Source organism: Kribbella sp. NBC_00662, assembly GCF_041430295.1.
GTDB lineage: Bacteria > Actinomycetota > Actinomycetes > Propionibacteriales > Kribbellaceae > Kribbella.
In genome coordinates this window covers 2,919,258-2,932,504 of sequence record NZ_CP109029.1, presented here as the reverse complement: position 1 = coordinate 2,932,504, position 13,247 = coordinate 2,919,258, and the positions used below count along the sequence as shown (strand labels likewise).

At 67.6% G+C, this 13,247-nt stretch carries 14 protein-coding genes; 5 read left to right on the top strand and 9 right to left on the bottom strand.

Features of this window, described 5'->3' with window-relative positions; genetic code table 11:
- Positions 1-1,302, bottom strand: coding sequence for a sugar ABC transporter substrate-binding protein (locus tag OHA10_RS14830; RefSeq protein ID WP_371406772.1), 1,302 nt, complete (start codon positions 1,300-1,302; stop codon positions 1-3).
- Positions 1,303-1,437: 135 nt separating this feature from the next.
- On the opposite strand from OHA10_RS14830, the gene OHA10_RS14825 reads away from it, so the two are divergent.
- Positions 1,438-2,448 (top strand): LacI family DNA-binding transcriptional regulator, encoded by a 1,011-nt coding sequence (locus OHA10_RS14825; RefSeq protein WP_371406771.1) that lies wholly within the window; start codon positions 1,438-1,440, stop codon positions 2,446-2,448.
- 1 nt (position 2,449) lies between these two features.
- Here OHA10_RS14825 and OHA10_RS14820 read toward each other — a convergent pair whose 3' ends face one another.
- The 5 genes from OHA10_RS14820 to OHA10_RS14800 form a co-directional block, all read right to left on the bottom strand.
- Positions 2,450-3,307 (bottom strand): hypothetical protein, encoded by an 858-nt coding sequence (locus OHA10_RS14820; protein ID WP_371406770.1) that lies wholly within the window; start codon positions 3,305-3,307, stop codon positions 2,450-2,452.
- A gap of 73 nt (positions 3,308-3,380) precedes the next feature.
- Complete coding sequence (locus OHA10_RS14815; RefSeq protein WP_371406769.1) at positions 3,381-4,238, bottom strand: LLM class F420-dependent oxidoreductase; 858 nt, start codon at positions 4,236-4,238, stop codon at positions 3,381-3,383.
- Complete coding sequence (locus tag OHA10_RS14810) at positions 4,235-4,798, bottom strand: TetR/AcrR family transcriptional regulator (RefSeq protein WP_371406768.1); 564 nt, start codon at positions 4,796-4,798, stop codon at positions 4,235-4,237. The genes OHA10_RS14815 and OHA10_RS14810 overlap by 4 nt, the downstream gene beginning before the upstream one ends.
- Before the next feature lie 89 nt (positions 4,799-4,887).
- Positions 4,888-7,758 carry a S8 family serine peptidase gene (locus tag OHA10_RS14805; RefSeq protein ID WP_371406767.1) on the bottom strand — a complete coding sequence of 957 codons (2,871 nt, stop codon included), beginning with the start codon at positions 7,756-7,758 and terminating at the stop codon, positions 4,888-4,890.
- Between the two features lie 394 nt (positions 7,759-8,152).
- Entirely contained in the window at positions 8,153-8,341 is a 189-nt protein-coding gene (locus OHA10_RS14800) for a hypothetical protein (RefSeq protein WP_371406766.1), read from the bottom strand.
- A gap of 58 nt (positions 8,342-8,399) precedes the next feature.
- On the opposite strand from OHA10_RS14800, the gene OHA10_RS14795 reads away from it, so the two are divergent.
- Both OHA10_RS14795 and OHA10_RS14790 read left to right on the top strand, forming a co-directional pair.
- The gene (locus tag OHA10_RS14795) at positions 8,400-9,470 is read left to right on the top strand and encodes a glycosyltransferase family 2 protein (RefSeq protein WP_371406765.1); all 1,071 of its coding nucleotides are present in this window, start codon (positions 8,400-8,402) and stop codon (positions 9,468-9,470) included.
- Positions 9,388-10,620 carry a hypothetical protein gene (locus OHA10_RS14790; protein WP_371406764.1) on the top strand — a complete coding sequence of 411 codons (1,233 nt, stop codon included), beginning with the start codon at positions 9,388-9,390 and terminating at the stop codon, positions 10,618-10,620. Before OHA10_RS14795 ends, OHA10_RS14790 begins: the two co-directional genes overlap by 83 nt.
- Here OHA10_RS14790 and OHA10_RS14785 read toward each other — a convergent pair.
- Entirely contained in the window at positions 10,591-11,160 is a 570-nt protein-coding gene (locus OHA10_RS14785) for a TIGR03086 family metal-binding protein (protein ID WP_371406763.1), read from the bottom strand. The two genes, OHA10_RS14790 and OHA10_RS14785, sit on opposite strands and share 30 nt — an antisense overlap.
- Positions 11,161-11,240: 80 nt before the next feature.
- Between OHA10_RS14785 and OHA10_RS14780 the strand changes: the two genes are divergently transcribed.
- Both OHA10_RS14780 and OHA10_RS14775 read left to right on the top strand, forming a co-directional pair.
- On the top strand, positions 11,241-12,188 hold the full coding sequence (locus tag OHA10_RS14780; RefSeq protein WP_371406762.1) for an aldo/keto reductase: 948 nt from the start codon (positions 11,241-11,243) through the stop codon (positions 12,186-12,188).
- Complete coding sequence (locus OHA10_RS14775; protein WP_137252283.1) at positions 12,185-12,529, top strand: YciI family protein; 345 nt, start codon at positions 12,185-12,187, stop codon at positions 12,527-12,529. Before OHA10_RS14780 ends, OHA10_RS14775 begins: the two co-directional genes overlap by 4 nt.
- On the opposite strand, the gene OHA10_RS14770 is transcribed toward OHA10_RS14775, so the two are convergent.
- Positions 12,526-12,960: a GNAT family N-acetyltransferase gene (locus OHA10_RS14770; RefSeq protein WP_371406761.1), complete on the bottom strand. Its 435-nt coding sequence runs from the start codon at positions 12,958-12,960 to the stop codon at positions 12,526-12,528. The two genes, OHA10_RS14775 and OHA10_RS14770, sit on opposite strands and share 4 nt — an antisense overlap.
- Complete coding sequence (locus OHA10_RS14765) at positions 12,957-13,244, bottom strand: antibiotic biosynthesis monooxygenase (protein ID WP_371406760.1); 288 nt, start codon at positions 13,242-13,244, stop codon at positions 12,957-12,959. Before OHA10_RS14765 ends, OHA10_RS14770 begins: the two co-directional genes overlap by 4 nt.
- Positions 13,245-13,247 lie beyond the last annotated feature (3 nt).

Below are 13,247 nucleotides of genomic sequence, written 5' to 3'. Positions count from 1 at the left end.
TCAACCCTTCAAGGCGTTCTCCACCTGTGATTTGACGCCTTGGAGAACGTCGGCGACCGGCTTCTCGCAGTTGTAGGCCGTGTCCAGCGCAGGCCGGTACAGCTCACGGGCGCCGATCGTGTTCTTGGTCTGGTTGGTCGCGGTCAGATGCTTGGCCGCCTCGGCGAACAGCCCGATGTGCGCGGGTGCCTTCCCGTTCGGCGCCAGCTCGGCCGCCGCCTTGAGGTTGATCGGCGTGAACGCACCGCCCTGGAGCAGGATCTTGCCGCCGTCCTCACTGGCCAGGTACTTCAGCAGATCCCATGCCGCGTCGGGATTCTTCGCCTTCTTCGGGACGCAGAACACGATCACGCTGGACTCGGTCTTCTGCTCCACGTCACCAGGCGGCGGAGCGACGTCCCAGGTGAAGTCCTTGACCGTCTGCCGCAGGTACGGCACGGTGCCGAAGGTCGCGAACATCATCGCGATCTTGCCCTGGGCGAACATCTGGTTCTGGATGTTGTCCTGCTGCAGTGCGGACCACGGCGGTTGCACCTTGTCCTTGCAGGTCAGGTCGGTCGCCCACTGCAGCGCCTCGGACTCCTTCGGGTCCGACAGCGTGAACTGCGTGCCGTCCTTGGAGAAGATGCCCGTCTGACTGCCGTGGTTGACCGTGAACGTCTGCTCGTAGCCGGTGTCCAGGTAGACGAGCGCGCCGTACTGCTTCTTCGCCGGGTCGGTGAGCTTCTTTGCCTTCTCCTCGAAGTCCGACCAGGTCCAGCCGTCCGCGGACCAGGTCGTCGGCGGCAGCGGTACGCCGGCCTGCTTGAACAGGTCGACGTTGTAGAAGATCAGCCGGGGCTGGTATCCGAGGACCCACGCGGTGTGCGACCCGTCCGGCTGCTGGGGGAAGTCGAACGTCTCCTTGGCGTACTGCGACGTGTCGAGCTTGTCCTTGTCGATGTACGGCTTCAGGTCCAGCAGCGCTCCCTGCTGGGAGAAGCCGCGGACGAAGTCGTCGTTGATCCGCATCACGTCCGGCGGACTACCGCCCGCGATCAGCGTGCGCATCTTGGTGTCGTATTCCTGGGTGACAGCGGGCTGAACGGTGACCTTGGTGCCCGATTCCTTCTCGAACGCACTTATCGCCTGTTCCAGCGGGTTGCCCTTGACCTGCTCCCAGTTGAGGAAGGTGAGGCTCTTGCCCCCACCACCACCTGCGTTGCCGTTGCCACCACAGCCGGCCAGTACTCCGGCGGCCGTGAGTCCCGTCAGTCCGGCGAGAAACCTGCGGCGGCTCAGGTTGGAGAGTTGTGTCTGCACCGGAATCTCCCATCCACAGAGGGATGAATACGTATACAATGAATACGTATACACATTGCGTCGGGCGTGGTCAACGGCCTGTGGCCACACTCTTGAGTAGGGTTCAGCATTTGGACGACTAGGGGAGGCGGGGTCATGGCGCGACCACCGACAAGTAGGGATCTGGCTCGGCTGGCGGGCGTGTCGCAGGCGACGGTCTCGCGGGTGCTGACCAACAACCCGAAGGTCAACCCGGAGACGAGGGCGCGGGTCCTGCAGGTGCTGAAGGACGCCAACTACACGCCGAACGCATTGGCGCGCGCGATGAAGACCGGGCGGACCGACGCCATCGGTGTGTTCATGACGCGCGTGACCAGCCCGTTCCACGCCGAGCTGCTGGACGAGATCGGGCGGGTGCTCAGCTCGATCGGCCTGCACATGATCCTGTGGAACATCGAGCACGACCCGGAGGAGTCGGTCGCCGAGGTGTTGCAGCAGCGACTCGTCGACGGGTTCCTGCTGACGTCAGCGACGTACGACTCGAAGTTGCACACGATGGCGCTCGCCTCCGGTACGCCGACCGTGCTGCTGCATCGCGGGATCGACGAGCTCGACTGCGACCAGGTCGTCGGCGACAACTGGCAGGGCGCGTACGACGCGGGGAAGTATCTCGTCGACGCCGGCCACACCGACATCGGACTCGTCACGCTCGCTCCTACCGGGAACACGTCCCGCGACCGCGACCTCGGTTTCCGCGCGGCGCTCGCCGACGCCGGCGTGAAGATCAAGCCGAGCAACGTGGTCACGGTCGGCGTACCGCACGCGGACGGTCACGCCGCCGCGGAGAAGCTCCTCTCCCGGAAGAAACCGCCGACCGCGATCTACACCGTCACCGATCTGCTCGCCTTCGGCATCCTCGACGGTGCCCGCGCGGTCGGCGCGCGCGTCCCCGACGACGTCTGGGTGATCGGCTTCGACAACACCGAAATGGCCGCCTGGGAAGCCTTCGACCTCACCTCGGTCGAGCAACCCACCCACGCCATCGTCGAAACCGGCGTAGACCTCCTCCGCCAACGCATAGCCACCCCCGACCGCCCCACCGAAATCGTCACGCTCCCCTGCCCCCTGGCCATCCGCGGCTCCACCGCGAACACTCCACAGGGTTAGGTCACACCTTGTGAAGCTCCGCTGGGGTGTCCGGGGTTGCCTCCTTGTCGGCGCGCCACTGTTCGGCGGTTCGGAGGATCCAGTACAGCAGGAACAAGCCGAGTAGAGCGGTCTCGACCTCGAGGATGGCTGACGTCCTGAAGATGAGGCCGATGACGAGGCTGATGAACATCGCGGCAGCGATCAGTCCGTAGGAGCGGGTGAATGCCTTCTGCTCCTGCGCCCCCGTAGCCGGCTGATGGCGCTGCCCCAGGGTGCTCAGCACGACGATGCCGATGATCGCCGCGAACAGCAGCACGGCGGCCGTGTAGTGCGCATTGCGGTTGAAGCTGTCGCGCGCGGCCGCGAACCAGATGATTCCCGCCAGCCAGAGCGCCACCGAGGCGAGCAGCCCCAGGATCTCCGTCCAGTCCCACTTCGCAGTACGATGTGACGTCAGCCAGAAGGTCATCGAAGCCAGCAGAGCCAAGCCGCCGATCGCGAAGTACGCCACCATGTTGTTCGCGATGCCCGCTGCCGCGTGCGGCGACACGACTGCCTCCGACCAGCAACTGCCGGCGTTCGGGGTCGGGACGAAGGCAACGACCGGCGCGAGCAGCCCGCCGACGTTCAGCAGCACGTCCTTCAGCGACGTCGCGCCCTTCAGAACGATCATGCAGACGCCGACAGCGACGAGCGTTCCGATGAACACCGCGTGCACGGGCGTGTAGTAGTACGCGCTGATCGATCCCTGCCAGCAGTCCGACGCCGTCTTGCCGTGCTCGCGCAACACCGCCACCGCGAGCATGATCAGCATCCCGATCATCGCGAGCCGCAGGTAGTTGTACGTCCTCTTCTCGAAATCGCTCTGGGCGGCCATGACCGTCCCCTCTCCCTGACGAAACTCCCCTTACCTGTTCGGACCCTCGGGAGTCGTCGGGAGATACGTCGGGTCAGGTGAGTTTCGGGAGCACCTCGGCGAGGACCTTGGCGTGGTCCTGTGGTGCGGCCAGGCCGAGGTTCATCGTGTTCACACACAGGTGGGTCGCGCCGAGCGCGCGCCAGCCGTCGGCGAACTCGCGCCAGTCCTGTTCGGGTACGGCGCCGAGGGTGAGGCGCGCCTCGATCCCGATCGATTCCGGATCGCGGCCGGCTGCCTCGGCGGCCTCGCGGATCATCGCGATCTGCTCGCGGGCCCGATCGTCGGGTGCGGACTGCGGCATCCACCCGTCACCGATCCGGCCGGTACGTCGCAGTACCGCATCCGCACTGCCGCCGAACCAGATCGGGATCTCCCGGCCGGGCAACGGGTTCAGTCCGGCCTCCACGACCTCGTGGTACTTGCCGTCGTAGGACAGCACCGGCTCGGCCCAGAGCCGCCGCAGCAGATCGACCTGCTCTTCCAGCACCGCCCCGCGCTGTTTGAACGGCACGCCGAGCGCTTGGTACTCGACCTGGTTCCAGCCGATGCCGACACCGAGCCGCAGTCGGCCGCCGCTCAGTACGTCGATCTCGGCCGCCTGCTTCGCGACCAGCGCCGTCTGCCGTTGCGGCAGGATGAGTACGCCGGTCACCAGCTCGAGGCTGGTGGTGATCGCCGCCATGTACCCGAACAGCACGAAAACCTCATGGAACAAGGACTTGTCGGTGTACCCGGTCCAGCCCGGACGGTTCGTGGGATCCGCGCCGAGCACGTGGTCGTAGGCGAGCACATGGTTGTACCCAGCCTGCTCCACGGTCGTCGTCCAGTCACGCACCGTCTGGGGGTCCGCGCCGATCTCCAGCTGGGGGAACACCGCACCGATCTTCACTTCGTAGCCTCCGGCAACAAGTCGATCAATCCCTGGACAGCCAACTCGAACGGCTCCGGCGAGCCGGCCGCTCGAGCAAGCACATAACCACCCTGCAGCACTGCCGCCACGGTCGCCGCGATCCGCTCCGGGACCAGCGACTCCGGGTACTCACCCGAACGCTTGCCCTCCGCAACCACCTCGGCCAGCCGCGTACGCAACCACTCGAACGTCTCGGCAACCGGTGCCCGCAACTCCGGATCCGCAATCACCTCCGGATCCGCCGCCAACCTGCCGACCTTGCACCCCCGGAGCACCTCCCGCTCCCGCTCGAGATACCCGGCGATCCGCTCACTCGCCGTCCCTTCCCCGCCCAACTGCACGTCAGCCGCCGCCCGCAACTCGGCCCCCGACCGCTCGATAGCAGCCTTCGCCAACTCCGCCTTCCCCGCGAAGTGGTGGTACATACTCCCCTGCCCGGCGTCGGCGGCCCGCTGAATCGCCTTCGGCGAGGTCCCCACATACCCCCGCTCCCACAACAACTCCTGCGTACTCCGAATCAACCGCTCCACCGTCTCCACCCCACCCACTGTACCCACAGGTACAGCCCCGGAACATGAAGCTGGGGAGGACCCTGTGCCGGCACAGGGTCCTCCCCAGGTCGTCGCTGTCAGCTGACCGTGACGATCTTGTTGACCGTGTACGCGGCGGCGTGGTCGGCGTCACCGGGGAAGTAGACGCGGTAGGCGATCTGGCCGCGGATCGCGGGCCTGATGCCGAAGGCGTACTTGCCCGAGGTGCTCAACTTGACCGAGGCGATCGACTTCCAGACCTTGCTGCCGTACTGCTGGAGGTAGACGACCTTGCCGGCATGCGCGGGCGCGACGTACCCGCTGAACGCGGTCGTGCCGCCGAGCCGGATCGACGCTGGCGACAGGGCGGCCGAGATCGTCGGCCTGACCTGGACGGTGACGTCGGCGGTACGGGTGCCCATCAGGGTCCCGTTGCCCGGGAACGTCAGCATGTAGACCGACGACACGAGCGGCTTGTGCGTCACCGAGAGCGTCCCGGTCGAGGACGTCTTCAGCGCCGCGAGCAGCGTGAACTTCGTGGACGTCGTCGGCCGTACGTAGACGTTCACCGGCAACCCGGCGTACGCCAGATTGTCGATCCGCAGCGTGCTGCCCTTGATCGTGATCGAACTGCCGTAGTTGAGCAGGGTCGACGTCACCGCGATCCCCGACTTCATCCCGAGCAGTTGCTTGATCGCGATCGGGCTGTAGTGCCCCGTGCGGTCGACGACCCAGGCGGCATACGTGTATGTCGTACTCTGCGCCAGGCCGGTGTTCTTCACCGCGGTCCCGGTGCCCGCGTACACGAGCGTGCCGGTCGTCGGCGTCGGAGCCTTGCTCCCTACGTTCCGCCGGACGATCACCTGGTCGAGGTCGTTCGTCGGTGGGATCGTCCAGGCCAGGTTCGCGGCCAGGTATGCGCCGCTGCCCGTGAACGTGGTCAGCGCCTTCGGCGCCAGGTCGGCCGTAGTGAAGCGGGTATGGAACGGCTGCACCTGCGTGTGGTCCGCCTCGGTGAGGTACAAGGTGCACTCGATCACGTACGAATGGTTGTCGAGCAGCGGCTGCTGCGGGGTGATCGTGGCCGTCCGGGTTGCAGCGTCGTAGGTGGTGGCCGCGCTGACATACGTGTTGGTTCCGGCGTCGCGCAGTTCCATGGAGCCGGTCACTGACGCCGGGTCCATGTCCCGGGCGAACGTCACCTTCGGGGTCACCGACGCCGGCACGCCGGACGCCAGGTTCGCCGGGGACACGTCCCGGAGCCCGTACGCCCAACCCGTGGCGGTCACGCCCGACGTGCTGCTCGCCAGCGTCAGGGTGTACGGCCGGGTGACCTTCGAACCGTTGTAGTTGCGAACGGCAATGTACGTCGTACCCGCTGCCGCCTTGACGTCAACGGATGCGGTCAGCGGACCCCAGAGCGGACCCTTGACCGGGTCCACGAGCGGGAATTCGTTCTCCGCGTGGCCGAGGAACTTCAGATCCGAGTCGTAGACATCGACGACCGGACCGACGTTCGAGTAGGTGGTGCGCTCGTCGTAGCTGGGACCGGTGGCCGCGACGTGCACGTCCTGGGCCGCCGCGAGGTCGATCGAGTACCAGTCGACGTCACCCTCGGAGTCGATCGCACCCGTGGTCGAGCCGAAGCCGGTCAGCTTCTTTGCGCGGATCGGCTGGTCGTTACCATCCGCGACCGCCGTCGGGAAGTCCGGGGCGAAGCGGCCGCCGAGGGCGGCATACGCGTCCAGGTTGCCGTAACCGTAGTAGTCGTCGATGCCGCGCGGGCCTGCGTCCCGGGAGAGCACCTCGAGGCGCTGCGCGACCTGGGCCGGCGTGAGCGACGGCCACTTGTTCCGTACCAGTGCCGCGACGCCGGCGACGATCGGCGACGAGCAGGAGGTGCCGGTGCAGTACCAGTAGGGCTCGTAGCCTGCGGGAGTCAGGTTCCGCGGACCGGTGCTCAGGATGTCCACGCCAGGTGCCGCGATGTCCAGCCAGTAGCCGAACGAGCTGAAGTCGGTCAGCGCACCGGTCGCGTCGGTCGCCGCGACCGCGATCACCTCGGGGTACAGGGCCGGGTATTGGGGGTCGCTGCTGCCGTCGTTGCCAGCAGCAACCACGGTCACGACACCGCTGGCGTACGCACGCTTGATCGCGTCGTACAGGATCGGGTCGTTGTCGGGGCCGCCGAGAGACATGTTGATGACCTTGGCGCCGTGGGCGACCGCCCAGTCGATGCCCTCGGCAATGTCGGAGTCGTAGCCGCTACCGTCGGCGTCGAGGACCTTGACCGGCATCGCCTTCACGTTCCAGCCGACGCCGGCGACGCCGACGCCGTTGTTCGCGGCGGCGGCGATGATGCCGAGCGTCATGGTGCCGTGGCCGTTGTCGTCGACCGGGTTCGGACGGGTGCTGGAGACGGCGTTGTAGCCCGGGACCAGGTGACCTACCAGGTCCGGGTGACCCGCGTCGACGCCGGTGTCGAGGACCGCGACGATCTGGCTGCCGGTCGACTTCGACACGTCCCACGCCTGCGGCATCCGCACCGTGTTCAGGTACGTCTTCTGGTCAGTGGCGTAGTACTCGTCGTTCGGGACGGCGGAGATGTACCGCTTGTAGTTCAGCGAGGCCAACTCGACCGTCGGGTCGGCCTTGACCTTCTTGAGGAGGTCAGGCGCCGGTACGTCGCTCTTGAGCTTCACGACCTTCGAGGCCACCGAGTCTTCGGCGGTCGCGCCGTACTTCGACACCGCGGCCTTCCGGGCCGACGCGGACGCCTTCGCCTTGAACTTGACGAGCACCGTATTCGGCTCGAACTCCGACTTGGCACCGTGGTGCCCCGCGGCGAACGCCGGGCGGTACGGCTTCGGCTCGACCGCTGAGCCGGACGAGCCGGTGAGTACGACCACCGAGCCCGCGACCAGCGCAGCCGGCACAGCCAGCCGCAGCAAACGGACAGAACGCAACACCACAAACCCCCAAGAACCTCGATAGGGCGGAACGGGCCGAAATACGGCCCGAACCCTAAATCGGGCGATTGACTCCGGCGTTACAGATTCTGCAACTTCCTGCAACTTGGGGAGCGTGGCGCTTGGTGTGGAACGGGGTCCGGGGCCGCGAGAATGACGAACGTGACGACTCCGACGGAGTATTCGCGAGCCGTGTCGGTTTCCCGGCGGTGGCACGGGGTGATCGCGGCGGTCGTGCTCGCATCGCCGGTGATTCAACTGGTCCTGATCTTCACCGGTGGCCCCGACGCGAACTCGGACGGCCCCGGCTGGCGGGTGGCGCGTGTCGACTCCCTCCTCGGGATCGTCGTCACCGGCCTGGTCTTCGCGATCGTCCTGGCCCCGAAGCTCCACCTCACCGGCGCCGCACCCGTTCCTCGACGTCACCGACATCGGCCTCCCCGCCGCCCTCCGCAACGCCGCCCTGGTCCTGGTCCTCGGCCTGCTCCTCGCCGCCGCCCTCAAGGCCGTCGACCCGTTCCGGTTGCCGCTCGAAGCCCTCGGATACGTCTACCGCCCCGAGACGTCTTCCCCGGGTACCCAACCGATCTCACACGAGTTGGATGGGCGGTTGTTGGTGGGGACCGATAGTCTCGGGCGCCATGAGCACCAGCGTCGCCATTGCGGTGATTACCTTCAGGCGACCTGCTCTGCTGCGGGGATTATTGACCAGTTTGCAGGCTCAGGAGCTCCCGGCGGACTCCGATTACGCGATCCGGATCGTCGTGGTGGACAACGACGCGGACGGGTCGGCGGCGGCCGTGCTGGACGAGTTCGGCGCGGGTACGCCGTACCCGATCCAATCCGTGGTCGAACCGGAGCCAGGAATCCCCTTCGCCCGGGAGCGATCCGTCGAGCTGTGCTGGAACGACGACGCCTTGATCTTCGTGGACGACGACGAGACCGCTCCCGAGGGCTGGCTCAGAACGCTCCTCCAGGCCTGGGAGACGACCGGCGCCGACGTCGTCACCGGCCCGGTGAAGGGCAACCTCCCGCCCGGCGCCCCGCCCTGGAACCACTACAGCGACGTGCACGACTCGACCGGCAAGCACACCACCGGCGAGGAGCTCCGCAAGGCGTACACGAACAACACGCTGGTCAGCCGCCGCGTCTACCACACGGTCACGCCCGGATTCCATCCCGCGTTCCGCTACACCGGCTCCAGCGACCTGCACTTCTTCCTCCGCGTGCACCGCGCCGGGTTCCGCATCGTCTGGTGCGAGGAGGCGTGCATCGCCGAGGAGGTCCCGGTCGGCCGGACCACGCTGCACTGGCTGGTACGGCGTGCCTTCCGCTCCGGCTCCGGCGACACGATCAGCCGGCTGCTGATCCGCCCGGGCGCGATCAGCTACGTACTGGTGCTGGCCTATGCTTCGGCCCGGGTGATCTCGGCGATCGGGTTCGCCCTCGCCGGGCTGCTGCTCGGCCGGAAGACGCACCTGCTGAAGGCAGTCCGCCGGTTCTTCTCGGGCGTCGGCAGTCTCGCGGGGATAGTAGGGATCAACCATGACGAGTACCGGGAACGGCACGGGTCCGGCCACGGCCCCGGGCCGGCCGACGGTGGCGGAGCTGTGCCGGGCGATCTGGCAGGTGGAGACGGACCTGGGGCTGCTCGAGTGGCAGACCAGCGGCGCTCACCCCTGGCCGATCATCCGGATGCGCGTCTTCCATGAGCTGACCCGCCGCACCGGCATCCACGGCGCGCCCCACCCGGCACGACGTACGCCGTACGACAAGGCCGCCCTGGTCGCGAAGCATGTCGCCGGGATCGTCACCCGCTCCCCCTTCCCCGGCCGGTACGACGCGCTCGTCGTACCGCATCCGCGGAAACCGAACGGTGTCGAGATCTACACCGACGAACTCCGCAAGACACTCGGCGACAACGCCCTGATCCTCGACTCGGGCATCAACGGCATCCCGCTCCCCGGCAGCAAGAACCTCGACTTCTTCACGTCCGCGGCCGGCGCGATCCATCCTCGGACGATAGACGATCGAGGCATCGGCAGCGCACTCGAGAAACTCACCGGGGTCGGCATCCCGGTCGGCGCGATCCTCGCCCGCGAAGTACCGAAGCACCTGCGACTGCGCGCCCTGTACCGCGCACTGCTCAAGCGGCACCGGATCAAGACCGTGTACGTCGTCGTCGCGTACTTCCACCAGCACATCGTCGGCGCCGCCCGCGACCTCGGGATCCGCGTCGTCGAGCTGCAGCACGGCGCGATCAGCCCGTTCCACCTCGGCTACAGCTATCCGGGCCGGCCGTCCGTCGCCGATCAGCCCGACGAGCTGTGGTGCTTCGGCTCGTACTGGACCGACGTCGCCGACCTATCCGCCGGGATGCGGACCGAGGTGATCGGCGCGACGTTCCTCCCGAAGCCCGGTCCGAAGGACCCGAACCGGGTGGTGTTCCTCTCGCAAGGGACGGTCGGCGCAGAGCTGATCCGTACGGCGGATGCCGTCGCCAAGCAGCATCCCGAGCTCGAGATCGTCTACCGCCTGCACCCGAGCGAACGCCCCGAGGACTACACGATCCCGGACGGAGTGCAGCTGTCGACCAGCGGCAGCACGCTCGATCTGCTCGCCACCGCGACGTACCAGGTCGGCGTCTCGACGACCGCACTGTTCGAGGGCATGGCACTCGGCTGCCGTACGGCGGTCGCGGACCTGCCCGGGCACGAGTACCTGGACCCGCCGATCGCGAAGGGCCATGCACTCCTGATGACCGAGCCGGATCAGCTCACCCAGGCACCGCTCTGCGACGACCCAACGAGCTACTACGCGCCGACCGACCTCTCACGGCTCGCGGCCGAGCAACCCGAGTAGCCGGTCCTGCAGCGGGGCGTCCGGAGGCACCGGTACTTCGGCGCCGTACACCTCGATGCCTTCGCCGAACGCACCGGGCGTCCGGTACTTCGCCATCAGGTCCGGCGGGATCGCGACCGCTGCTGCCCAGAGGCGCTCGATGTCGACCGGCTCGATCGTCTCGTCCTGGCCGGTGGCCCGGGCCAGATCCCAGCCGTGCAGGACGAGGTCGTCGGACACCACCTGGTCGATGTGCTGCTCGACCGTCATCGGCCCGCCGGGCGTGTCGCTCTCGGTCAGCGCCGCGATGGGATCGTCGAGCACGTCCTCGATCGCCGCGCGTGCCTCCTGGAACGCGGTCAGCGGATCATCCGCCGCCTCCAGCTTCCGTGCGACCGGGATCAGCATCACGCCGTGCATCGTGACGACGTGCTCGACCACGTCCCGCGCAGTCCACTTCGCGCACGGCGACTGGTTCGCCCACTCGTCCGGCGCCACGGCGGCAACCTTCCGCTCGAACGCATCGGCCCGCCGCCGGTACCGCTCCGCGATCTCGCCCATCCCCGCATCGTGCCGTCCGCACCCGCCCGGCGGAAGGTCTGACGACAGGACTGTCGGTGGAGACTCCTAGGGTCGTCGGCGTGCGGACAGTTGAGCTGGGGCGGACGGGACTGCGGGTCAGTGAGCTGGGGCTGGGGCTCGCGTCCATCGGGGGAATGTTCGCGGCGGTTCCGCAGCAGCAGGCGGTGGCGACGATCGATCGGGCCTGGGAGCTCGGGGTTCGGCTGTTCGACACCGCGCCCGTGTACGGGTACGGCTTGTCCGAGCAGCGCACCGGCCTGGCGTTGCGCGGCCGATCACGCGGCGACTTCGTGCTCTGCAGCAAGGTGGGGCGACTGATCGAACCGGGCGGCGCGGATCTACAGCCGATCTGGGCCGAGCCTCCGGCCGGGCTCGGGCCGAGGCTCGACTACTCGTACGCCGCGACGATCCGATCGTTCGAGGCAAGCCTGGAGCGGATGGGCATCGACCGGATCGACATCCTGCATATCCACGACCCCGAGCTCGACTACGCGACCGCATCGACCGAGGCGTTCCGGGCGCTCACCGAGCTCCGTGGACGCGGCACGATCGGGGCGATCTCGCTCGGCGTCAACCACGCGGACGTGGCGGCACGCTTCCTCCGCGAGACCGAAGGAGTCGACTGCGTCCTGCTCGCCGGGCGATACACGCTCCTCGACCAGAGCGGTGAGGAAGACCTTCTGCCGCTCTGCGACAAGCTCGGCATCGCTGTCCTCGCGGCCGGGGTGTTCCAGGGCGGCGTCCTCGCCGACACCGCGGACGGCGCGCCTCACGGGTACGCACGGGTGCCGAAGGACGTGCTCCGCCGCATCGACGTACTGCGAGAGCTGTGCCGGCAGTACGACGTGCCGCTGCTGGCTGCTGCGGTGCAGTTCCCGTTGACGCATCCCGCCGTACCGGCCGTGGTGGTCGGGGCGCGGAGCCCACGGGAGATCACCGAGATCGCGGCGTGGCTCGATTACGCCATCCCCCAGGCGTTCTGGGGCGCACTAAGGTCTCGGCTATGAGGTACATGCTGCTGCACAAGACCAATGACAGTCTCGAGGCGGGCAATCCGCCCGATCCGGAGATCCTCGAGCGGGCGGACGCCGTGCTGGAGGAGATGCGTCAGGCCGGGGTGCTGGTGCTCGGTGAGGGGCTGATGCCGAGCTCGCGGGGTGCCCGGGTCACGTTCCCGGTGCCGGGTCAGCCGCGGGTGATCGACGGCCCGTTCGCGGAGACCAAGGAGCTCGTCGCGGGCGTCTCGATCATCCGCGTCGACTCCAAGGAAGAAGCGGTCCAGTGGGCGCTCCGCTTCGCCGAGGCCGACCCGTACACCCCGATCGACATCCTGGAGATCGCCGGCTAGGGCCGCTTCAGATGCAAGATCGGGTACGGCTTGCCGGTCGAGTCGGTCTCGCTGCGGGAGACCCGGACGAAGCCGTGGTGCTCGTAGAAGCCGATGGCCTGCGGGTTCTGCTCGTTGACGTCGACCGTGACCGCAGCATACGAAGTGAACGCGTGCTCCAGCAGCAGGCTCCCGCCGCCCTGGCCGCGGTACGCCGGGTCGAGGAACAGCATCTCGACGTTGCCGTCCTCGACCCCGATGAACCCGATCAGCAAGCCCTCGTCGGTGCGTAGCCCCGCGAGCTGCGCGATCTCACCGAACGAGGCCCGCACCAACGGCCGGAACACCTCCAGATCCGCCTCGGTGACGAAGTCGTGCGTCGCCCGCACCGACGCCTCCCACAACTCGGCGGCGCGGTCGTACTCGCTCGGTTCAATCGTGCTGATCTTCACTCAGCCAGAGTGCCTTCCTCGGCCACGACCAGCGAGTCAATTGCCGCGAAGAAGCGCGCGATACCGGGCAGGTTCGGCCCCTTCTCGCGCGAGGTCGCGAAGTCTTCCGGCGTCGCCCACTCGACGATGTCCAGCCACTCGTTGTCGGGTAGTTGCACCAACCGCGCGCCCAGGAAGCCGGCTCGGTCGGCCTCGAAGTCCTTGAGCATGTCGGCGCGAGCGGCCAGCAGTTCTTCGGTCTTCTCGGCCGACACGCGGAAGCGGGTCAGTTCGACGGTGGTCATCGG

Coding starts and splice junctions, on each gene's coding strand:
- OHA10_RS14795 (WP_371406765.1), top strand. CDS start 8,400: ATGAGCACCAGCGTCGCCATTGCGGTGATTACCTTCAGGCGACCTGCT.
- OHA10_RS14825 (WP_371406771.1), top strand. CDS start 1,438: ATGGCGCGACCACCGACAAGTAGGGATCTGGCTCGGCTGGCGGGCGTG.
- OHA10_RS14820 (WP_371406770.1), bottom strand. CDS start 3,307: ATGGCCGCCCAGAGCGATTTCGAGAAGAGGACGTACAACTACCTGCGG.
- OHA10_RS14775 (WP_137252283.1), top strand. CDS start 12,185: ATGAGGTACATGCTGCTGCACAAGACCAATGACAGTCTCGAGGCGGGC.
- OHA10_RS14785 (WP_371406763.1), bottom strand. CDS start 11,160: ATGGGCGAGATCGCGGAGCGGTACCGGCGGCGGGCCGATGCGTTCGAG.
- OHA10_RS14765 (WP_371406760.1), bottom strand. CDS start 13,244: ATGACCACCGTCGAACTGACCCGCTTCCGCGTGTCGGCCGAGAAGACC.